Below are 19,423 nucleotides of genomic sequence, written 5' to 3' on the forward strand. Positions count from 1 at the left end.
TATCCGCAAGTTCCCGGGACTGCTTACCCGACCGGCGTCACGCGTCGATCACTTCTGGGTCGATCAGAGGTAAAGGCCGGTTCCGTGGTCCGACCGCTCGCTCGCGATCGCGTGCACGTCCCGCTCCCGCAGCACGAGGTAGGTCGAACCCTGCACCTCGACCTCGTACTGGTCCTCCGGGTTGAACAGCACCCGGTCGCCGACCTTCACGTGCCGCACGTTCGTACCGACGCCGTGGACGTCGCCCCAGGCCAGACGCTTGGCCATCTGCGCGGTCGCCGGGATCACGATGCCGCCGCTGCTGCGGCGCTCACCGTCCTCCGGCGAGATCCGCACCATGACGCGGTCGTGCAGCATCTGGATCTCAAGCTTGACATCGGGCACCAGCAGAGTCTACGTGCCGCGTCAGACACCCTCGTCCAGACCGCCCATCATCAGGGGCAGCCGGTGGGGGCCGGCCGCACTGATGCGGATCGGCACGCCCCAGTCCTGGCGGGTGAGCTTGCACACCGGGTGCTCCACGGACGGGTCGTCGGTGCAGCTCGCGGCCTGCGCGACGACGTGCAGCACGCCCTCGGTGAAGCCCTCCGCGATGCGCAGCGACCGGGTCAGGTCGGTGCCCACGCCCGCGCCGCCGACCAGCAGCTCCGGCGGCGAGCTGGTGACCTCCAGGCGGGTCGACGGGCCGTAGCGGTCGTCGAGCTTGGTGCCGGCCGGCGGCGTGAACACCACGCTGAGCTCCAGGTCGCCGGGGGCGAGCACGGTCGGCGGGCGGCGCACCTTGTGGGCCTCGCCGAGCACCTGCGTGCCGGGGGCGACCGGCCGGTCCAGGCGGTGCGCGGCGGAGGCCACGACGACCAGTTCGCCGTCCAGGAAGAGCACGTCGGACGGCTCGGCCAGGTCGGTCGCGAGCGTGCCGACCTCGCCGGTGGCCGGGTCGTAGCGGCGGACCGCGCCGTTGTAGGTGTCCGCGATCGCGACCGAGCCGTCCGGCAGCACGGCCACGCCCAGCGGGTGCTGGAGGAGCGCCTGGTCGGCGTCGCCGTCCCGGTGGCCGAAGTCGAACAGGCCCTTGCCCACGGCGGTGCGCACCTGTCCGTCTTCCAGGTAGCGCAGGGCGGAGGTCTCGGAGTCGACCAGCCACAGCCGGTCGCCGGCCGCCGCCAGGCCCGAGGTCTGGGCGAAGAACGCCTCGGCGAACGGCCCGTCGCTCAACCCTTCGACCGTGGTACCCGCGAACCGTTCCAGCCGGTCCTCGGCGGGGTTGAACAGGCCGAGCGTGTGGTTGCCGGCCAGCGCGATGACGACCCCGCCCGCCGGCTCCCACCAGGCGACGTCCCACGGGCTGGTGAGCGGGATGTCGAGCGCGGGGCCGTCGGTCTCCCCACCCCGCCACTGCTCGCCGGTGCCCGCAACGGTGGTGACCTCGCCGGTGTCGAGGTTCAGGCCGCGCAGCAGGTGGTTGACGGTGTCGGCGACGACCACGTGGTAGCCGACGCGCGCGGCGACCTCCGCGGGCAGCAGCGCGAGCCCGGCAGGCTCCGAGAAGCTGGGGTTCAGCCCGTCGCGGCGCCCCCGCTCGCCGGTGCCGATCCGGCGCAGGGCGGTCTCGCCGTCGGTGTCCAGCTCGACCAGGCGGTGGTGGGCGGAGTCGCTGACCAGGATCGTGCCGGAGGGCGTGAGCAGCGCCTTGGCCGGGAAGCGCAACTCGGTGTCGGCCGGGGCGGGCGGCACGTACGGGCCGTCGCCGCGGTGCAGCGTGCCCTTGGCGTCGTGCTCCTCGACCAGTTCGGCGACGATCTGGCGCAGCGCGTCGACGTGCCCCTCGCCGGCGGCGACGTGCACGACGTAGCCCTCGGGGTCGACCAGGACGAGCGTCGGCCAGGCTTTGACGGCGTAGTTCTGCCAGGTGGTGAGCTCCGGGTCGTCCAGGACGGGGTGGTGCACCCCGTAGCGCTCGACGGCGTCCGCGAGCGCCTCGGCGTCCGCTTCGTGCACGAACTTCGGCGAGTGGACGCCGATCGTGACCAGGACGTCGGCGAACTCGGCTTCCAGCGGGCGCAGCTCGTCCAGGACGTGCAGGCAGTTGATGCAGCAGAAGGTCCAAAAGTCCAACAGGACGACCTTGCCCCGCAACTCCTTGAGGCTGATGTCTCGCCCACCGGTGTTCAACCAGCTCCGACCGACCAGTTCGGGGGCGCGGACACGGGCACGGCGTCGATGAGCGGTCGTCACGTCCGGAGTCAACAACAGTTCAAGGGATCGGTGTTCCGAGGTCCACCATGTGGGCGAAACCATCGTTCGTTTCGTTCGTTTCGAGCTACGATCGCGGTATGACGACAAGCGTTGAGGAACGGACGGTGCTGCCACCCGCGCATCCGGAGAGCCTGTCGCCGTGGGTCACGGCGCTGTCCCGGACGGGCGATGACGCCGCAGTGCTCGTCGGCCCCGACGGAACGCGGTTGGCCCTGCCCCTTGAGGTGTTCGAAGTGTTGCGCGACGTCGTGACGGCCATGTCCCAAGGGTTGGCCATCACTGTCGCACCCCAGCACACCGTGCTCACGACGAGCGAAGCCGCGCACCTGCTCGGGGTCTCCCGGCCGACCCTGGTGCGCCTGCTCGAAGCGGGGGAGATCCCCCACGACAAGCCCAACCGCCACCGCCGGGTCAGGCTCGCGGACCTGCTCGCTTATCAGGCACGTACGCGCCGAGCCCGCTCTGCCGACCTGGACCAAATGGTGCGGGACGGCGAAGAGGGTGGGCTCTACGATCTCCCGCTCGACGCACCGGTCGAGCGACTGCCGGTAGACAAGTGAGCCTTGTTCTCAGCGTTCTTCGACACCTGCGTGCTGTTCAAGCCCTACCTGCGCGACACGATCCTGAGCATCGCCGAAGCCGGTCTCTACCGCCCGCTGTGGTCGACGGGCGTCCTGGAAGAACTCGAACGCAACCTGCTTGAGCGCGGAGTGACCGGACCCCAGGTCCGGCACCTCCGCAACCAGTTGGGAGTCGTGTTCCCGGGAGCAGAAGTGACCGGCTACACCGACTTGATCGACGCGATGACCAACGACCCGAAGGACCGGCACGTGCTCGCGGCTGCGATTCGTGGTGGCGCAGAGGTCTTGGTGACGGAGAACCTCAAGGACTTCCCTGCGTCGTCGATGCAGCGCTACGACATCGAAGCCGTTCACCCGGACGTCTTCTTGCTGGACCAGTTGGACCTCGCCCCACGAACTGTGCACAAGGCGTTGCGGACCCAGGTGTCGCGCTACCGGCACTCGCCGCGGTCCGTCGGCGAACTGCTCGACATCCTGACGAACGACAGCCATGCCTGCAGGGAGTTCGCGGCTGCCTGTCGCCGAGACACCATGTGGAGAAGTTGACGTACTGGCAGCACACGATTCGGAGAACCAGCAGGACGACCTCGCCGCGCACCTCCCCGCAACAGGTGGTCGGGAGCCGGGTTGCCGATGAACTCCCACACCACGCGTGCGCGTCCTGCGTGGACGACCAGGCGGTTGACGTCGTCCGCTGGGTCGGCCACCCACTTCCGGTCCTCGGGGACGTCTTCCGGGTCGTGGATCTTCCCAGTCGCGGGGGAAGCCCATCGGCTCCTTCGGCGGCGCTGCGCGGGTTGGGCTGCGTTGGGCCGAAGCGATTGCGGTGGCCGAAGGGTTCGGGGTTGCGGGATTCGCGTCCTGAACGGCCGGTGCGAAGCACGGGTGTGCGGGGGCCGGCGGGCGACGTGTGAACGAGCTTGGCGACGCGGCGGGTGAAAGCGGCGGCGTGGCGGGGAAAGGGACGGGTGCGACGGTCAGCGGACCGAGCGGGGGCCCAGGACTGACGCGCCCAGGTCGGTGACGCGGCGGCGGAGTTCGCGGTCGGCGGTGACGACTGCGGTGGGGCGGCCGGGGGCTTCGGCGCGGACCACGTCGACTATCGCGTCGTCGCCGGAGGACGTGGCGGAGACCACACGGACGCCGGGTATCGACTGCACGTGGCGGGCTTTGCCCTCCACCACCAGGACCACCTCCAGCGGTCCTTCGGCGAACCCGGACAGGCCCTGCTCACCCACTCCCACCAGGGAGTTCCGCAGTCTTTCGGCCGCTGCGGCACGGTCGCGCCACCAGCCGTCGGGCACCGATCCGATGACATTTGCGGCGTCAACCACCAAGAGCGGGAGGCTCATCCGCCCATGCTCTCAGCAAACCCTCAAAAAACTGTCGTACCCCGGTGGCACCATGGATGGTGTCCATGGGGGACAAGACACATTCAGGGGGATAGTGATGATGAGGCGTGCCCGTAGACAGGACGACACCTGGACCGGCTCTGCCACGTCCAAGTAGTCCGGACATGTCCTAGCGAGAAGCAGTTCGGGGGAGATATGGGAAACCCCGCGGTGCTGCCAGGTCGGGGGTCCGACAGCACCGCGGGGTCACCAGGAACATCGAGACACGATCGTGGACTGTTACACCCCCTACCGAGTGTGACACAGATCACGTTTCAGAACGTCTCGACAATGGTCGAAGGCCCTGCCGCGCGGGAGGTGCGACAGGGCCTTCGACGTTCCCCCTTCGCCCACACGCGCGAGACGGCGGGGCGTGTACCCGGTGTCGATCGGGTTGCCGTCTCAGCGCGGAGGTCTCAGCGGAGGGTGGTCACCTGGGACTGCGCGATCGCCATCAACTCGTGACGCATCGCCGGGGTCGGCGCCATCTCGATCGCGCGGGCGACAGCCTTGCGGTTGCGAGCCTCGACACGACGAGCGCGGAGCTTCGCAGTGAAGTTCATCGGGGGTTCATCCCTCTCAACGGTGTCTCTCGGTGGTGTGCCTCAAGTATGCACCCTGCGCACACAGAAAGCACCCGATTATCCGGTGAGGTGGGGCACATACCGATGAATCTCCGGCCGCCACCTGAAGAGCCCCTACGATTCGCCTGGCAGACACCTACCCGCACAGGACAGCTCGACGATCAACACCCAGCGTGACCGCAGGACCGCGCCGGAGAGTCGGGAATCAGTCCTCGCGCCCCAGCAGGAAGCGCCCGAAGTGCGGCACGGTGAACGCGATCTGGCCCCGCTCCGCGCTGTAGACCAGGCCTTTCTTGATGAGGCTGTCCCGCGCCGGCGACAGCGACGACGGCTTGCGGCCCAGCTGCTCGGCGACCTGCGCGGTGTTCACGCCCGCGTCCTTGCCGTCGGTCAGCTCCGCCATCGACCGCAGGTACTCCCGCTCGGCGGGCGTGGCCCGCTCGTAGCGCGACCCGAAGAACCCGACCGCGAGTTCCGCGTCCGCCTCCGGCGCGGCCACCGCCACGTCCAGCGGCGTGATCGGGTCGGCGGGCGCGGCGTCCCACGCGGCCTTGCCGTAGGCCTGGATGAAGTACGGGTAGCCGCCGGAGGCGTCGAACAGGGCGTCCAGCGCCTCCTCCGCGATCCCCGCCTCCTCGCGCTCCACCGGCGCGAGCACCGCCCGGTCGGCGTCCTCGCGTGACAGCCGGTCGATCCGCACGTACCGGAACAGCCGCTCCGAGTACGACTTCGAGGCCGACAGCACCGCCGGCAGGTGCGGCAGCCCGGCACCGACCACGACCAGCGGCGCGCCCGACTGGGACAGCTCGTGACAGGCCGCGCACAGCGCCGAGATGTCGTCCGGCGGCACGTCCTGCATCTCGTCGATGAGCAGCGCCACCCCGGTGCCCACGTCCTGCGCCAGCTCCGCGACCTCGGTGAACAGCTCCACCAGGTCGATCTCGATGTCCCCGGAGTCGGCCCGGCCCTGCGCGGCCGGCACGTCGATGCCCGGCTGCCACCGGTCGCGCAGCTTCGCGTCGTCCGGGTTGGCGCGCAGCGCGAACGCCTTGAGCACCCCCAGCACGGACTCCACCCGGTCCGGCGCGCGGTGCCGCACGGCCAAGTCCCGGATCGCCCGGTGCAGCGCGGCCGACAGCGGACGCCGCAGCCCGGCCTCCGGTCGCGCCTCGATCTTGCCCGCGCCCCACCCACGCTTGACCGCCATCGACCGCAGTTCGCCGAGCAGCACGGTCTTGCCCACGCCGCGCAGCCCGGTCAGCACGAGGCTGCGCTCCGGCCGGCCGCGCGCCACCCGTTCCAGGACGACGTCGAACGCGCCGAGTTCCTTGTCCCGTCCGGCGAGTTCGGGCGGGCGCTGCCCCGCGCCGGGGGCGAAGGGATTGCGGACCGGGTCCATCCTCGGACGGTATCGAGGTGTCTAGGGCAGATCCAATACTCAGCGCGTGTCACGGCGTATCGGCGAGTCTAGTGAATTGGCTAGACGTGCTTATCGTTGCGCATGGACCGGTGGGCGGGTTGGCTGGGTCACGTGGCTGAAGTCGTGACCAAGGGCACCGGCAAGGTCGAGCGCACCGCCGACCGGGCCGAGGTGCAGGTGAACTTCGAGACCGTGGGAACGACGCGCAACGAGGCGGTGGAACTGCTGACCGGCCGCGTCGCCTCGATCGAGCCGGCGCTGGGACGGCCGGGCGTCGAGGTGCGGTCGCGGCAGCTCACCGTGCACGACAACTGGGACGGCCAGCAGCGGGCGGGCAGTCGCGCGGCGCAGCAGTACGTGCTGCGCGTGGACGACCTGACCCAGCTGGACGACCTGCTGGCCGCGCTGGTCGCCGCCGAGCCCACCTGGCTCAACGGCCCGAGCTGGCAGTTGGCCGACGACGCCGACGCGATCCGCGAGGCCCAGCGCGAGGCCGTGGCGGACAACCGCCGGCGGGCGGAGGGGTACGCGGAGGCGTTGGGCGGCCGGCTCGGGTCGCTGCTCCGGCTCTCCGACGGCGACGGCGAGACGTGGGCCGCGGAGGCGTCGGCGGGCCGGGCGATGGCGGCCTACGGCGGCTCGGTCGGCGACGCGCCCCGGATGGACGAGCTCAACCTGGAGGCGCAGCAGATCGTCGTGACGGTCCGCTGCACGGCGACCTGGGTGCTGCTGAGCTAGGCCCAGACCACCACGTGACCGGTGATCGTCCGGTCGGCCAGGCCCAGGACTTCGATCCGGAAGATCCGACCACCGGGCGTTCTCCCGCACACCTTGCTGCCGACGACCAGGTTCGTCGCGTCCCGGCGGACCTCCGCGGCGAGGTGACCGGCGCAGTCGGCGCGCTCGGGCAGCGAGTCGGCGAGCCATTCCTTCACGTCGTACGCGTCGCCGTACAACCGGGTGGGTGAAATCCGCCAGACGTTGAGACCTTCGACGTCGCGGGGTTCGGTCAAGTCGAGGTTGTAACCGCCGAAGACGAGCGATCCGCTGAACCGCACGTCCCCCGTCCCGGGATTCGGCGGCGCGAGGGCGAACGTCGATGCGGTCGTCGTGCCCGGGACGGACGCGGGCGCGACCGACCGCGGCGGCTCGACCCCGGCGGGCGTGGGCGTGGCACCGGTCGTGGGACGGAACGGCGCGCCGACCTGGACGGGCGGCGGGACGGCTTCGATCGACCTGACCTCGGTGGACGGTTCCGCCGAGGTCGAAACGGGTCCCGCTGCCGCAGGAGCGGAACTCGGCTCGCCGCCACCGTCGCGCGGCATGAGCGTCAGGACCGTGGCGACTACGCCGAGCACGGTGGCGATCGCCGTGGTCCGGTTCGACCCGTTGTGAAATCCGAAACTTCTTCCGGGATGGCCAGGTGGTCAGCGTTCCACGATCGCCGTCACGCCCTGGCCGCCGGCGGCGCAGAGGGAGATCAGGCCGCGGCCCGAGCCGCGTTCGGACAGGAGTTTCGCCAGCGTTGCCACGATCCGCGCGCCGGTCGCCGCGAACGGGTGGCCGGTGGCCAGCGAGGAGCCGTTGACGTTGAGCTTCGCGCGGTCGATCGGGCCCAGTGGCGCGTCGAGGCCGAGGCGGCTCTTGCAGAACTCCGCGTCCTCCCACGCCTTGAGCGTCGCCAGGACCTGCGACGCGAATGCCTCGTGGATCTCGTAGAAGTCGAAGTCCCCCAAGGACAAACCGGCGCGCGCGAGCATCCTCGGCACGGCGTGGACGGGTGCCATCAGCAGGCCCTCGCCGCCGTGGATGTAGTCGACCGCGGCCGTCTCGGTGAACGTCAAGTACGCCAGCACGGGCAGGTTGCGGGCCGCCGCCCACTCCTCGCTCGCCAGCAGCACCGTGGACGCGCCGTCGCTGAGCGGGGTGGAGTTGCCCGCCGTCATGGTCGCGTCCGCGCCCCGCCCGAACACCGGCTTGAGCGTGGCCAGCTTCTCCACCGACGAGTCCGGCCGCAGGTTCTGGTCCCGGGTCAGGCCCTGGAACGGGGTCACCAGGTCGTCGAAGAAGCCCCGGTCGTAGGCCGCGGCCAGGTTGTGGTGACTGGCGGCGGCCAGTTCGTCCTGGGCCTCGCGGGTGATGTCCCACTCGCGGGCGGTGATGGCGGCGTGCTCGCCCATGGACAGGCCGGTGCGGGGTTCGCCGTTGCGCGGGACGTCCGGCACGACGTGCTTGGGCCGCAGCTTGGCCACGGCCTTGAGCCTGGCCCCGACCGTGCGGGCCCGGTTGAACTCCAGCAGCACGCCGCGCAGGTCTTCGTTCACGCCGATGGGCGCGTCGCTCGTGGTGTCGACGCCGCCCGCCACGCCCGACTCGATCTGGCCGAGCGCGATCTTGTTCGCCACCGCGATGACCGCCTGCAACCCGGTGCCGCACGCCTGCTGGAGGTCGTGGGCGGGCGTCTCGGCGGACAGCCCGCTGCCCAGCACGCACTCGCGCACCAGGTTGAAGTCCCGGCTGTGCTTGAGCACCGCGCCCGCGACCACCTCGCCGAGCCGTTCGCCGTGCAGCGCGAACCGGCTGACCAGGCCGTCCAGCGCGGCGGTGAACATGTCCTGGTTCGACGCGGCGGCGTACGGGCCGTTCGAGCGGGCGAAGGGGATTCGGTTGCCACCCAGGATGGCAACCCTGCGGATGTCGGCCATGGCGTCCTCCCGTGCGGGCGTGTGACCACCATCTTACCTACTCGCCAGTAGACTTACTATTGAGTAGGGGGTGTGATGTGGAGATGGATCGCTACCAGTCGTTCGCCAGGTCCGGGATCGGGCGGTTCGTCGTCGGCAAGCTCGGCCTGCCCGATCCCCACCCGCTGCGCCGGCACTCGCCCGGCCGGCCCCCGCTCGACGGCCCGGTGCTGCTCGGCGGCCGGGGACGGCTGGTCGAGCCGGTCCGCGCGACCCTGGGGTCCATCGGCCTCGACGTCACGACCGACCCCACCGAACGGACCGACACCGCCGGACGAACCGACACCACCCAACGGACCGAGGCCGCCGAACGGCCCGCCGCCCTGGTCTTCGACGCGACCGGCATCGAGAAGGTCGAGGACCTGCGCGACCTGCACACCTTCTTCCACCCCTCGATCCGCTCACTCGGCCCGTGCGGACGGGTCGTGGTGCTCGGCACGCCGCCCGCGTCCGCCGTGTCCCGGATCGCGCAGCGCGCGCTGGAGGGCTTCACCCGCAGCGTGGGCAAGGAGCTCAAGCGCGGCGGCACGGCGCAGCTCGTCTACGTCGCCGAGGGCGCGGAGGGCAACGTCGAGTCGACCCTGCGCTTCCTGCTGTCCGGGCGGTCGGCGTACGTGTCCGGCCAGGTGATCCGGATCGGCGCGGGCCCGGTCGAGGCCCCCGACGACTGGGACGCCCCGCTCGCGGGCAAGGTCGCGCTGGTCACCGGCGCGTCGCGGGGCATCGGCGCGGCCATCGCCGAGGTGCTCGCCCGCGACGGCGCGCACGTCGTGTGCCTGGACGTCCCCGGCCAGGGCGAGGAGCTGTCCGCCGTCGCCAACCGGGTGAAGGGCTCCACGATCCAGCTCGACATCACCGCGCCCGACGCGCCCGCGCGGATCGTCGAGCACGTCGACCAGCGGCACGGCGGCGTCGACGTCGTCGTGCACAACGCGGGCATCACCCGGGACCGGACGCTGGGGCGGATGGACGAAGGCCGCTGGGACGCCGTGCTCCAGGTGAACCTGGCCTGCCAGGAACGCGTCAACCAGGCGCTGTTCGACTCCGGCGCGCTCCGGCCGAACGGGCGGGTCGTCGGCGTCTCGTCCATCGCGGGCATCGCCGGCAACGTCGGCCAGACCAACTACGCGACCACCAAAGCGGGCGTGATCGGCCTGGTCGACGCGCTGTCCGAGCAGGTCGACGGCACCGGCACGACGGTGAACGCGGTCGCGCCCGGCTTCATCGAGACGAGGATGACCGCCGCCGTGCCGCTGGTGATCCGCGAGGCGGGCCGGCGGATGAACAGCCTGTCGCAGGGCGGGCTGCCGGTGGACGTCGCGGAGACCGTCGCGTGGTTCGCCCACCCTGCTTCGGCGGGCGTGAACGGCAACGTCGTGCGGGTCTGCGGGCAGAGCCTGCTGGGGGCGTGATGGCGAACCTGACCTGGCTGTACGCCAAGGCCGCGCTGACCGGGTTCACCCGGCGCGGCTCGGAGCTGCCGACCGCCGAGAAGTCGTTCCGGGTCGACGTCGACCGCGCGCACCTGGCCGCGTACGGCCGGGTCTGCGGGTTCGGGGTGGGCGACGGGCTGCCGCTGACCTACCCGCACGTGCTCGCGTTCCCGGCGCAGGTCGAGCTGATGACCGGGCGCGGGTTCCCGTTCCCGCTGCCCGGCCTGGTGCACGTGGCCAACCGGATCACCCGGACCCGGCCGCTGCACGCCGGCGAACCGCTGGACGTGCACGTGTCGCTGGCGAACCTGCGGCCACACGAGCGCGGGCAGCAGTTCGACGTGCGCTCGACGGCGTCGGTCGACGGCGAGGAGGTCTGGGTCGACGTGTCGACATATCTCCGCCGGGGCGACGGGAGCGGCGAACCGGCCGGGAAGGACCGCGCCGAGCCGCCGACGCCGACCGGGCGGTGGCGGGTGCCGGGCGACACCGGCCGGCGGTACGCGCAGGTGTCCGGCGACCGCAACCCGATCCACCTGCACGCGCTGACCGCGCGCGCGTTCGGCTTCCCCCGGGCGATCGCGCACGGGATGTGGTCGAAGGCGCGCTGCGTGGCGGCGTTCGAGGGCCGGCTGCCGGACGCGTGCACGGTGGACGTGCGCTTCAAGGCCCCGATCCCGCTGCCCGGCGCGGTCGACTTCTCCGCCACCCCGACCGGTGCCGGGTGGCGGTTCGCGCTGTGGTCGGACCGCCCCCACCTGGAGGGCGTGCTGCACGCCTAGTCTTCCTCGGGCGCCTGATCCTCCGGCACCCGATCCTCCGGCACCCGATCCTCGGGCGCTTGATCCGCTGGGGCCCGGTCCTCGGCGGGCTCGGGCGACCGGCGGGACGGCGGGTGCCAGACGTGGCCCGCGACCAGGTCGCCGAAGCCCATCCAGACCAGGTTCATCAGCCGGGCGGCGACCACGCCGGCCGGCTCCTCGGGGTTGTCCAGCCACCAGTCGGCCAGCGACTCGCCCGCGCCGACCAGGGCGGCGGCCAGTGCCTCGGCCTCCTTGTCACCCGGTCTGGGCACGTCGGGGAACTCGCCCGAGTGCACCAGCAGCGCCGCCACCAGGCTGATCGCCCGGCCGCGCAGGTCGGCCAGCTCCTCGGCGAACGGGCCGCCCTGCGAGGACGCCTGGCGGTGCAGGACCTGCCAGCTCGGCCGGTTGCCGCCGACGAACCCGAAGAACGCCCGCAGGCCGCTCCACAGCTGGACGTCCGGTGGCTGGTCGGCCTCCACGCCGGTCGCGATGGCCTCCATCATGCGGGTGGCCTCGCGCCGGATGCAGGTGGCGAACAGCTCCTCCTTGGAGCCCAGGTAGGCGTAGAGCATGGGTTTGGAGATGCCCGCGACGTCGGAGATCTCGTCCATCGACGCGGCGTGGAAACCCAGGCGCGAGAAGACGTCCACGGCCGCGTCCAGGATCTGCCGCTCGCGCACCGCGCGCGGCAGTCGCTTGGCCCGACCGGTGCGGACCGGTTGTTCTGCGTGCATCACACCCTCCAAGGCTGGGACAAGATTATCGGACCCCCTTGCCGCCTTACCTACTGGCCAGTAGGCTTACCTGCGAGTAGGTAGCGGAGGTGCCACCATGACCGTCGACCTCACCACCGAGGCGATCGCGAGGCTCAGCCCCCAGGAGCTGATCTCAACGCTCAAGCAGGTCGATCCCGCGGACCCCGCGCTCAAGGACGTCGACATCGACGTCATCGCGCGCGGCATCGACCCGAAGAAGCTCGGCGAGGACGAGTTCGCCGACCTGCTGGGCGCGCTCGGCGACCTGGCCGATGGGGGCGCGGACCTCGACCTGGCCACGATGGACCCGCAGAACTTCGCCCGGATCATCTCGCGCGCGTCCAAGGACCAGATCGACGCCGTGACCAACCGTCCCGGTCTGCGCGAACGGGTCCTCGACGAGGTGTTCCGGCGCATGGAGGTCCACTTCCGCGGCGACCGCGCGGGCGCCACTCGTGCCGTGGTGCACTTCCGGCTGTCCGGCGGCTTCGGCGACGGCGGACACGACGTGTACGAGGCGATCATCGAGGACGCGGCCTGCACCATCAACAACGGTGCCACCCGCGAGTCGCGCGCGACGATCACCCTGGGCCCGGTCGAGTTCCTCAAGCTGGCCACCGGCAACGCGTCCGCGCCGGTGCTGTTCATGACCGGCAAGCTCAAGGTCAAGGGGGACCTCGGCTTCGCGGCGGGGTTCATGAGCCTGTTCGACATCCCGAAGGCGTGAGGATCACATGGGCGGCTTTTCGCTGGAGCTGAACGAGGACCAGGAAGACCTCCGGGAGTGGGTGCACGGCTTCGCCAAGGAGGTCATCCGCCCGGCGGCGGCCGAGTGGGACGAACGGGAGGAGACCCCGTGGCCGGTGATCCAGGAGGCGGCGAAGATCGGCCTGTACGGGTTCGAGGCGCTGGCCACCTGGTTCGCCGACCCGATCGGGCTGTCCCTGCCGATCGCCACCGAGGAGCTGTTCTGGGGTGACGCCGGCATCGCGCTGGCGCTGATGGGCACCGGTCTCGCGGCGGCGGGCATCTTCGCCTCCGGCGAGCCCGAGCAGCTCGCCGAGTGGGTGCCGGAGTGCTTCGGCACCGAGGACGAGCCGAAGCTGGCCGCGTTCTGCGCGTCCGAGCCGCAGGCGGGCTCCGACGTCGCCGGCTACCGCACCCGCGCGGTGTACGACGAGGCCACCGACGAGTGGGTGCTCAACGGCCAGAAGGCGTGGGCCACCAACGGCGGCATCGCGAACGTCCATGTGGTTACCGCCGTGGTCGACCCCGCGCTCGGCTCGCGCGGCCAGGCCGGGTTCGTCGTGCCGCCGGGCACGAAGGGCCTGTCGTCGCCCGGCAAGATCAAGAAGCACGGCATGCGGGCGTCGCACACTGCCGACGTGTTCCTCGACGACGTGCGCGTACCCGGCCGCTGCCTGCTGGGCGGCAAGGAGAAGCTGGACGCGCGGCTGGCGCGGGCCCGCGAGGGGCGCAAGGCCGGCGGCCAGGCGGCCATGGCCACCTTCGAGACCACCCGGCCGACGGTCGGCGCGATGGCGGTCGGCGTGGCGCGGGCGGCCTACGAGTACTCGCTGGAGTACGCCAAGGACCGCGAGGCGTTCGGGCGCAAGATCATCGAGAACCAGTCCATCGCGTTCGACCTGGCGAACATGAGGATGGAGATCGACGCGGCCCGGCTGCTGGTGTGGCGGGCGGCGTGGATGGGCCGCAACAACGTGCCGTTCACCGCGGGCGAGGGCTCGATGTCCAAGCTCAAGGCGGGCGAGGTGTCGGTCTGGGCGACCGAGCGCGCCATCCACATCCTCGGCGGCGCGGGCTACACCCGTGAGCACCCGGTCGAGCGGATGCACCGGGACGCCAAGATCTTCACCATCTTCGAGGGGACGAGCGAGATCCAGCGGTTGGTGGTGGCCAGGGCCATTTCGGGCATCCACATCAAGTGAGTTGATCACCCCAGGCCGTCCTCAGGCCGTCCGGGAAGTGGACCGGGTCTTGCGGGCGCGGAAGACCCGGTCGACGGCCTTCCGGGCGCGCTCGTGGCTGGACGGCATCAGGTGCGTGTAGGTGCGGAGCGTGAAGCCGGGGTCTTCGTGTCCCAGGTACTCCGCAAGCTCCTTAATGGACACTCCCTGCGACAGCAGCACCGTTCTCCGGGATCGAGGCTTGCCGCCTTCGGCGAGGCGACCCGAGTCGCATGCGGCACCAGGCCGTGACTATCGCCCGGCCACGCGGGTGGATCATGCCGGGCACGGCGATCGACGTCCGCCGATGCTCCGCGCCAGCGCCAACGTGGAGGCCGGTCGAGACGGCGAAGGGCCTCTCTCAGCCCGTCTGGCGTCGGAGAACGTTGGTCACCAACGATCAATGTTGAGACGTCATGGGCAGGTCGCACCGCGATTCCATATGACATCGTCAGATCAGGTCACCCTGGTGGGATCTTCACCCCCTCCGAAGGACGAGCGAGATCCAGCGGTTGGTGGTGGCCAGGGCCATTTCGGGCGTCCACATCAAGTGAGCTGATCACGTCGGGGTGGAAAGGGACGGGGTCTTCCGGGCGCGGACGGCCCCGTCCCTTTCGCCTGCGAACGGCCGTGCGGTGTCAGCCGACCGCTGCGGCCAGCCAGGTGCGCTGGGCCGACGTGTCGGGGACCGGGGGCCAGCCGTTGATGACGGCCAGCAGGATCCAGTAGCGCTCCGACCTCGGGTCGCCGAACTCGCCCAGCCAGCGGGCCAGTTCGGGGCCCGTCGGCAGGTTCGGGACGTCCTGCCACTTCGCGTCGATGCGGGCCACGAACCGTGCCGCGTCGGGCGACCCCGGGTCGACGCCGGCCGCCAGTGCCTCGGCGGCCTGGTCCATCGCGTACTGGAACGCCGCCATCTGCTCCGGACCCGGGCCGGACATGTCCACGCCCTCCGCGCGCAGCTCCTGGTGCCGCTCGGACATCCGCCGGATCGACGCGCGGAAGTCCGGGTCGCGCACCAGGTTCGCCAGCTCCACCCACGCCTCCAGCTGCTCCGCCGTCGGGTCGTCGGGCAGCTCCACCTTCACCGACCGCATCCGGTCGCGGAACGCCGGGTCCATCTCCAGACCGCCGAAGACCTCGTCGAAGAAGTCGTCCAGGATCGCCTGGCGCTCCTGCTCGGACAGCCTCGCCAACTCGTGCACCGCCTCCACCTCCCCGTTCCGGGCCACGACGCGCAGCACGGCCCGGCGCAGCCGGAGCGTGCGCATTTGCGCGTCGATGGCCTCCGCGTGCGTCCGGGCCACCTCGGCCACGGACACCTCCCGCGCGAGCACCCGTTGCGCGGTGGGCAGGTCGACGCCCAGGTCGCGCAGTGTCCGCACGAGCTTGAGACGCGCCAACCCGTCGAGGTCGTAGGTGCGGAAACCGCCCGACGTCCGCCCCGCGACGGGGATCAGCCCGGAGTCGGAGTAGAACCGGATCGTCCGGGTGGACAGGCCGGTCAGCCGCGCCAGTTGGCCGATCGAGTAGTGCGTCACGGGGACCACCTTGAACTCTCCAGTTACTGGAACTTCAACCTCTTTTCGCCGATGATCCGGCAGCATCTCCCCCCGTGCACGACGCGCTGAGGCTGTTCGACGCGTACTGGCCGGCCCTGCTGGCGTTCCTGACCCTGCTCGTGGTCTGGCGGCTGGGCCGCGCCGCGTTCCGGGTGTGGTCGGGCCAGGACGGGCGCGCAGACCCGGGGGAACGGGTCCGGGCCGACGGCGCTCGCGGCTCGATGGCGTGGGCCGTGATCAAGTGGTTGCTGCTGGCCGTCGTCCTCGCGGGCGTGACCGGGTTCGGGTTGTTCTGGCTGCTCGGTCGGCCCGCGCTGCCCTCGGCGGCCAGTTTCACCACCGCCGAGCTGCTCGACCTGCTCAAGATCGGGCTCGCGGTGGTGGGCGGGCTGGGTGCGGTCGTCGCGCTGGCGGTCGCCTACCGCAAGCAGCAGGTGTCGGAGGCCGCGCACACCATCGCGACGCGCCAGGACGAGCGCGAGTCCACCAAGTTCTTCAACGAGCGCTACGGGAAGGCCGCCGAGCAGCTCGGGCACGAGAGCTTCGCGGTGCGGTTGGCGGGCGTCTACGCGATGGCGGGCCTGGCGAACGACTGGCCGCAACAGCGCCAGACCTGCGTCGACGTGCTGTGCGGCTACCTGCGCACGCCCTACCCCCGTGACGACCGCACCGAGCGCGAGGTGCGCCAGGCGATCATCACCACCCTGCTCGGCCAGGACTGGCGCTCACGCGCCCTGCGGATGGACTTCCGGGGCGTGGAGTTCGAGAACCTGGACCTCGCGGGCCAGTCCTTCACCGGCGACCACATGTTCGACAACGCCACGTTCCACGGCGACCTGACCGACTTCCGGAACGCGACCTTCAGGGGCACCGTGACGTTCCGGGGTGCGCGGTTCACGGCCGCCGACACGTCGTTCGTCGGGATCACCGCCCGCCAGGCCACGCTGGCGTTCACCGGCGCGGAGTTCACCGGCGACCTGGTCGACTTCGGCGGCGCGCGGCTCACCGAGTCCGAGCTCGACTTGTCCGGCTGCACGTTCCGCGGGACGACCCTCGACTTCTCCGGGCTGGACGCCGTGCCGGTCGACCCGGTGACCGGCCGGGAGTCGTCACTGGTGCTGCGCTCCGCGGACGCCGAGCGCTGCACGATCCGGTTCGCCGGCAGCAGGGTGAACCACCTCCGGCTGCACCTCGACGGTGCCCGGTTCGCGGACTGCGTGCTGGAGGCGGACGGCGTGGTCGCCGCCGAGGCCGACCTGAGCGTGGTCGGCGTCGAGCCCGAGGAGTTCGCGCAGGCGTTGCGCCGCATGAAGGAACGCCGGGCGCCCGAAGGTGCCCGGCGTTCCGGTGGAGCCACTGCGGTCGATCAGTAGGTCAGGACTTCAGCAGGTCAGGACTTCAGTAGGTCAGGGCGATGCCCGGGTCGGCGAGCAGGGCGCCCACGTCGGCGAGGAACTGCGAGCCCTGCTGGCCGTCGACCACGCGGTGGTCGAAGCTGAGGGCCAGTTGGCAGACCTTGCGCGGCACGACCTGGCCGTCGACCACCCACGGCATGTCGCGGATCGCGCCGAACGCGAGGATCGCGGACTCGCCGGGGTTGATGATCGGGGTGCCGGTGTCGACGCCGAACACGCCGACGTTGGTGATGGTGATGGTCCCGTTCATCATGTCCGCCGGTGACGTCTTGCCGTCCCGGGCCACCGTCGCCAGCCCGTCCAGCGCGATCGCCAGTTCCCGCAACGACATCCGGTCCGCGTCCCGGACCTTGGGCACGACCAGGCCGCGCGGCGTGGCGGCCGCGATGCCCAGGTGCACGTAGTCCTTGTAGACGATCTCGCCGGCCGCCGCGTCCCACGTCGCGTTCACGTCGGGCGTGCGGCGGGTCGCCAGCACCACGGCCTTGGCCGCGAACGCCAGCGGGGTGAGCTTGACGTCGCGGAACTCGGCCGTGCCCTTGAGCCGGGCGCGCAGCTCCATCATCGGCGTCACGTCGATGGTCAGGAACTCGGTGACGTGCGGCGCGGTGAACGCGCTGTCGACCATCGCCTGCGCGGTCGCCTTGCGGACGCCCTTGATCGGCACCCGGCGTTCCCGCGAGCCTGCGGCGTAGCCATTGTCCACAGTGGACGCCACAGTGGACGCCAGAGTGGACGCCGCAGCGGATGTCGTGGGTGCCGGTGCGGTGAGCGCCTGCTCCACGTCCTCGCGGGTGATCACGCCACCGGGGCCGCTGCCGGCCAGCACCTGGAGGTCCACGCCCAGGTCCTTGGCGAGCTTGCGGACCGGCGGCTTGGCCAGCGGGACGTACCCGCCCGGCTGCGCGACCGGGGCCGGAGCCGCGACCGCCACCGGAGTCGGGGCCGCGACCGGAGTCGCGACCGGAGTCGCGACCGGAGTCGCGACCGGAGTCGGGGCCGGAGCCGGAGTCGCGACCGGAGTCGGTGCGGGGGGCGGCGGCGGGGCGACCGCGACCGACGAGGCCGCCGGCGCGGGGGCGTCCCGGCGGGCGCGGCGCTTGGCCGGCCCGGACTTCGGCCCGTACCCGACCAGGTTGGCCACCCGGCCCTCGCCCTCGGCGGGGGTCGCGGCCACGCCGTTGGTCTCCGGCGCGGCGGGCGCGGCGGGCGCGGCGGTGCCGGACGGGTCCACGTCGATGGTGATGATCGGGACGCCGACCTCGACCGTCTGGCCCACCTCCACCAGCAGCTCGGTCACCACGCCGTCCCACGGGCACGGCAGCTCGACCGCCGCCTTGGCGGTCTCGATCTCCACGATGATGTCGTTGACCTTGACCGTGTCGCCCGGACCCACGTGCCAGGTCAGGATCTCGGCCTCGGTCAGCCCTTCCGCCGTGTCCGGCAGGGGGAATCGCTTGAACTGCGGCATGTCCTGCGGTCCCCTTACCAGGCCAGTGAGCGGTCTACGGCGTGCAGCACCCGGTCGAGGTCGGGGAGGAACTCCTCCTCCAACTTCGCCGGCGGGTACGGCGTGTCGAAACCGGTCACCCGCAGCACGGGCGCTTCCAGCGAGTAGAAGCACTCCTGCTGCACCTTGGCCGCGATCTCGCTGGCGATGGACGACTCGCCGGGCGCCTCGGACACCACGACCAGCCGGCCGGTCCGCCGCACCGAGTCGTAGACCGGGGCGAGGTCCAGCGGGGACAGCGTGCGCAGGTCGACGACCTCCAGCGAGCGCCCCTCCTCGGCGGCCGCGGCGGCGGCGTCGAGCGAGACGCGGACCATCGGGCCGTACGCGACGAGCGTGGCGTCCGTGCCGGTGCGCAGCACGCGGGACGAGTGCAGCGGCACGGGGGCTGCGGTCGTGTCGACCTCGCCCTTCTCGTAGTAGCGCCGCTTGGGCTCGAAGAACAGCACCGGGTCGTCGGAGTCGATCGCCTGCTGGATCATCCAGTAGGCGTCGGCCGGGTTCGAGCACGCCACGACCCGCAGGCCGGCGGTGTGCGCGAAGTACGACTCGGGCGACTCCGAGTGGTGCTCGACCGCGCCGATGCCGCCGCCGAACGGCACCCGGATCACCATCGGCAGCTTGAGCTTGCCCTGGGTGCGGGCGTGCAGCTTGGCGACCTGGCTGACGATCTGGTCGAAGCCGGGGAAAATGAAGCCCTCGAACTGGATCTCGCACACCGGCCGGTAGCCCCGGATCGCGAGGCCGACGGCGGTGCCGATGATGCCGGACTCGGACAGCGGGGTGTCCAGCACCCGCTGCTCGCCGAAGTCCTTCTGGAGACCGTCGGTGATGCGGAAGACGCCGCCGAGCTTGCCGACGTCCTCGCCCATGACGAGGACCTTCGGGTTGGCTTCCATCGCCGCGCGCAGGCCGTTGTTGATCGCCTTGGCGATGGTCAGCGTCTGCACCGCGGCGGGCGCGCCGGAGGTGGGTCGGTTCATCGTCGGAGCAGCCATT

At 71.2% G+C, this 19,423-nt stretch carries 20 protein-coding genes and 1 pseudogene; 9 read left to right on the plus strand and 12 right to left on the minus strand.

Going from position 1 to position 19,423, the window contains the following annotated elements; all coding sequences use genetic code 11:
• Nucleotides 1–63: 63 nt before the first annotated feature.
• Nucleotides 64–357, minus strand: coding sequence for a GroES family chaperonin (locus BN6_RS40530; RefSeq protein WP_051076112.1), 294 nt, complete (start codon nt 355–357; stop codon nt 64–66).
• Between the two features lie 48 nt (nt 358–405).
• On the minus strand, nt 406–2,298 hold the full coding sequence (locus tag BN6_RS40535; RefSeq protein ID WP_015105686.1) for an NHL domain-containing thioredoxin family protein: 1,893 nt from the start codon (nt 2,296–2,298) through the stop codon (nt 406–408).
• Between the two features lie 35 nt (nt 2,299–2,333).
• On the opposite strand from BN6_RS40535, the gene BN6_RS46390 reads away from it, so the two are divergent.
• Together BN6_RS46390 and BN6_RS40545 are read left to right on the plus strand one after the other, a co-directional pair.
• Nucleotides 2,334–2,816 carry a helix-turn-helix domain-containing protein gene (locus tag BN6_RS46390; protein WP_041315706.1) on the plus strand — a complete coding sequence of 161 codons (483 nt, stop codon included), beginning with the start codon at nt 2,334–2,336 and terminating at the stop codon, nt 2,814–2,816.
• A 3-nt stretch (nt 2,817–2,819) separates the two neighbouring features.
• A complete protein-coding gene (locus tag BN6_RS40545; RefSeq protein ID WP_015105688.1) occupies nt 2,820–3,383 on the plus strand; it encodes a PIN domain-containing protein in 564 nt (187 codons plus the stop codon).
• A 431-nt stretch (nt 3,384–3,814) separates the two neighbouring features.
• On the opposite strand, the gene BN6_RS40550 is transcribed toward BN6_RS40545, so the two are convergent.
• From BN6_RS40550 to BN6_RS40555, 3 genes are all read right to left on the minus strand, one after another.
• Nucleotides 3,815–4,081, minus strand: a complete 267-nt coding sequence (locus tag BN6_RS40550; protein WP_231904878.1) for a PIN domain-containing protein — start codon at nt 4,079–4,081, stop codon at nt 3,815–3,817.
• Nucleotides 4,082–4,644: 563 nt separating this feature from the next.
• The gene (locus tag BN6_RS47575) at nt 4,645–4,791 is read right to left on the minus strand and encodes a hypothetical protein (protein WP_015105690.1); all 147 of its coding nucleotides are present in this window, start codon (nt 4,789–4,791) and stop codon (nt 4,645–4,647) included.
• 226 nt (nt 4,792–5,017) lie between these two features.
• The gene (locus tag BN6_RS40555) at nt 5,018–6,211 is read right to left on the minus strand and encodes an ATP-binding protein (protein ID WP_015105691.1); all 1,194 of its coding nucleotides are present in this window, start codon (nt 6,209–6,211) and stop codon (nt 5,018–5,020) included.
• 132 nt (nt 6,212–6,343) lie between these two features.
• On the opposite strand from BN6_RS40555, the gene BN6_RS40560 reads away from it, so the two are divergent.
• A complete protein-coding gene (locus tag BN6_RS40560) occupies nt 6,344–6,970 on the plus strand; it encodes an SIMPL domain-containing protein (RefSeq protein WP_015105692.1) in 627 nt (208 codons plus the stop codon).
• On the opposite strand, the gene BN6_RS40565 is transcribed toward BN6_RS40560, so the two are convergent.
• On the minus strand, nt 6,967–7,245 hold the full coding sequence (locus BN6_RS40565; protein ID WP_148303189.1) for a hypothetical protein: 279 nt from the start codon (nt 7,243–7,245) through the stop codon (nt 6,967–6,969). The two genes, BN6_RS40560 and BN6_RS40565, sit on opposite strands and share 4 nt — an antisense overlap.
• 97 nt (nt 7,246–7,342) lie before the next feature.
• On the opposite strand from BN6_RS40565, the gene BN6_RS40570 reads away from it, so the two are divergent.
• Nucleotides 7,343–7,627 carry a hypothetical protein gene (locus tag BN6_RS40570; RefSeq protein WP_041315707.1) on the plus strand — a complete coding sequence of 95 codons (285 nt, stop codon included), beginning with the start codon at nt 7,343–7,345 and terminating at the stop codon, nt 7,625–7,627.
• Between the two features lie 32 nt (nt 7,628–7,659).
• On the opposite strand, the gene BN6_RS40575 is transcribed toward BN6_RS40570, so the two are convergent.
• Entirely contained in the window at nt 7,660–8,937 is a 1,278-nt protein-coding gene (locus tag BN6_RS40575; protein ID WP_015105694.1) for an acetyl-CoA C-acetyltransferase, read from the minus strand.
• An 83-nt stretch (nt 8,938–9,020) separates the two neighbouring features.
• Here BN6_RS40575 and BN6_RS40580 point away from each other — a divergent pair, with 83 nt between their 5' ends.
• A complete protein-coding gene (locus tag BN6_RS40580) occupies nt 9,021–10,388 on the plus strand; it encodes a 3-oxoacyl-ACP reductase (protein ID WP_015105695.1) in 1,368 nt (455 codons plus the stop codon).
• Nucleotides 10,388–11,191 (plus strand): MaoC/PaaZ C-terminal domain-containing protein, encoded by an 804-nt coding sequence (locus tag BN6_RS40585; RefSeq protein WP_015105696.1) that lies wholly within the window; start codon nt 10,388–10,390, stop codon nt 11,189–11,191. Before BN6_RS40580 ends, BN6_RS40585 begins: the two co-directional genes overlap by 1 nt.
• Here BN6_RS40585 and BN6_RS40590 read toward each other — a convergent pair.
• The gene (locus BN6_RS40590; protein ID WP_015105697.1) at nt 11,188–11,949 is read right to left on the minus strand and encodes a TetR/AcrR family transcriptional regulator; all 762 of its coding nucleotides are present in this window, start codon (nt 11,947–11,949) and stop codon (nt 11,188–11,190) included. The genes BN6_RS40585 and BN6_RS40590 overlap by 4 nt on opposite strands.
• A gap of 97 nt (nt 11,950–12,046) precedes the next feature.
• Between BN6_RS40590 and BN6_RS40595 the strand changes: the two genes are divergently transcribed.
• Both BN6_RS40595 and BN6_RS40600 read left to right on the plus strand, forming a co-directional pair.
• Complete coding sequence (locus BN6_RS40595; RefSeq protein ID WP_015105698.1) at nt 12,047–12,697, plus strand: SCP2 sterol-binding domain-containing protein; 651 nt, start codon at nt 12,047–12,049, stop codon at nt 12,695–12,697.
• A 7-nt stretch (nt 12,698–12,704) separates the two neighbouring features.
• Nucleotides 12,705–13,919 carry an acyl-CoA dehydrogenase family protein gene (locus tag BN6_RS40600; protein ID WP_015105699.1) on the plus strand — a complete coding sequence of 405 codons (1,215 nt, stop codon included), beginning with the start codon at nt 12,705–12,707 and terminating at the stop codon, nt 13,917–13,919.
• Between the two features lie 21 nt (nt 13,920–13,940).
• Here BN6_RS40600 and BN6_RS40605 read toward each other — a convergent pair.
• Nucleotides 13,941–14,123 (minus strand): annotated as a pseudogene (locus BN6_RS40605) (tyrosine-type recombinase/integrase); the annotation flags it as partial.
• Nucleotides 14,124–14,575: 452 nt separating this feature from the next.
• Entirely contained in the window at nt 14,576–15,478 is a 903-nt protein-coding gene (locus BN6_RS40610; RefSeq protein WP_063641996.1) for a helix-turn-helix domain-containing protein, read from the minus strand.
• 74 nt (nt 15,479–15,552) lie between these two features.
• Here BN6_RS40610 and BN6_RS42815 point away from each other — a divergent pair, with 74 nt between their 5' ends.
• Entirely contained in the window at nt 15,553–16,872 is a 1,320-nt protein-coding gene (locus BN6_RS42815; protein ID WP_015105702.1) for a pentapeptide repeat-containing protein, read from the plus strand.
• Nucleotides 16,873–16,897: 25 nt separating this feature from the next.
• On the opposite strand, the gene BN6_RS40620 is transcribed toward BN6_RS42815, so the two are convergent.
• Nucleotides 16,898–18,385, minus strand: coding sequence for a dihydrolipoamide acetyltransferase family protein (locus BN6_RS40620; protein WP_015105703.1), 1,488 nt, complete (start codon nt 18,383–18,385; stop codon nt 16,898–16,900).
• Between the two features lie 14 nt (nt 18,386–18,399).
• Nucleotides 18,400–19,422: an alpha-ketoacid dehydrogenase subunit beta gene (locus BN6_RS40625; RefSeq protein ID WP_015105704.1), complete on the minus strand. Its 1,023-nt coding sequence runs from the start codon at nt 19,420–19,422 to the stop codon at nt 18,400–18,402.
• Between the last annotated feature and the right edge of the window lies 1 nt (nt 19,423).

Origin of the sequence: Saccharothrix espanaensis DSM 44229 (genome assembly GCF_000328705.1) — a bacterium.
Lineage (GTDB): Bacteria > Actinomycetota > Actinomycetes > Mycobacteriales > Pseudonocardiaceae > Actinosynnema > Actinosynnema espanaense.

What these genes read in the sequence shown, in the direction of transcription:
- BN6_RS46390 (WP_041315706.1), top strand. Translation starts at nt 2,334, where the DNA reads ATGACGACAAGCGTTGAGGAACGGACGGTGCTGCCACCCGCGCATCCG.
- BN6_RS40580 (WP_015105695.1), top strand. Translation starts at nt 9,021, where the DNA reads ATGGATCGCTACCAGTCGTTCGCCAGGTCCGGGATCGGGCGGTTCGTC.
- BN6_RS40590 (WP_015105697.1), bottom strand. Translation starts at nt 11,949, where the DNA reads ATGCACGCAGAACAACCGGTCCGCACCGGTCGGGCCAAGCGACTGCCG.
- BN6_RS40600 (WP_015105699.1), top strand. Translation starts at nt 12,705, where the DNA reads ATGGGCGGCTTTTCGCTGGAGCTGAACGAGGACCAGGAAGACCTCCGG.
- BN6_RS40585 (WP_015105696.1), top strand. Translation starts at nt 10,388, where the DNA reads ATGGCGAACCTGACCTGGCTGTACGCCAAGGCCGCGCTGACCGGGTTC.
- BN6_RS40620 (WP_015105703.1), bottom strand. Translation starts at nt 18,385, where the DNA reads ATGCCGCAGTTCAAGCGATTCCCCCTGCCGGACACGGCGGAAGGGCTG.
- BN6_RS40575 (WP_015105694.1), bottom strand. Translation starts at nt 8,937, where the DNA reads ATGGCCGACATCCGCAGGGTTGCCATCCTGGGTGGCAACCGAATCCCC.
- BN6_RS47575 (WP_015105690.1), bottom strand. Translation starts at nt 4,791, where the DNA reads ATGAACTTCACTGCGAAGCTCCGCGCTCGTCGTGTCGAGGCTCGCAAC.
- BN6_RS40625 (WP_015105704.1), bottom strand. Translation starts at nt 19,422, where the DNA reads ATGGCTGCTCCGACGATGAACCGACCCACCTCCGGCGCGCCCGCCGCG.
- BN6_RS40530 (WP_051076112.1), bottom strand. Translation starts at nt 357, where the DNA reads ATGCTGCACGACCGCGTCATGGTGCGGATCTCGCCGGAGGACGGTGAG.
- BN6_RS40535 (WP_015105686.1), bottom strand. Translation starts at nt 2,298, where the DNA reads ATGGTTTCGCCCACATGGTGGACCTCGGAACACCGATCCCTTGAACTG.
- BN6_RS40595 (WP_015105698.1), top strand. Translation starts at nt 12,047, where the DNA reads ATGACCGTCGACCTCACCACCGAGGCGATCGCGAGGCTCAGCCCCCAG.
- BN6_RS40555 (WP_015105691.1), bottom strand. Translation starts at nt 6,211, where the DNA reads ATGGACCCGGTCCGCAATCCCTTCGCCCCCGGCGCGGGGCAGCGCCCG.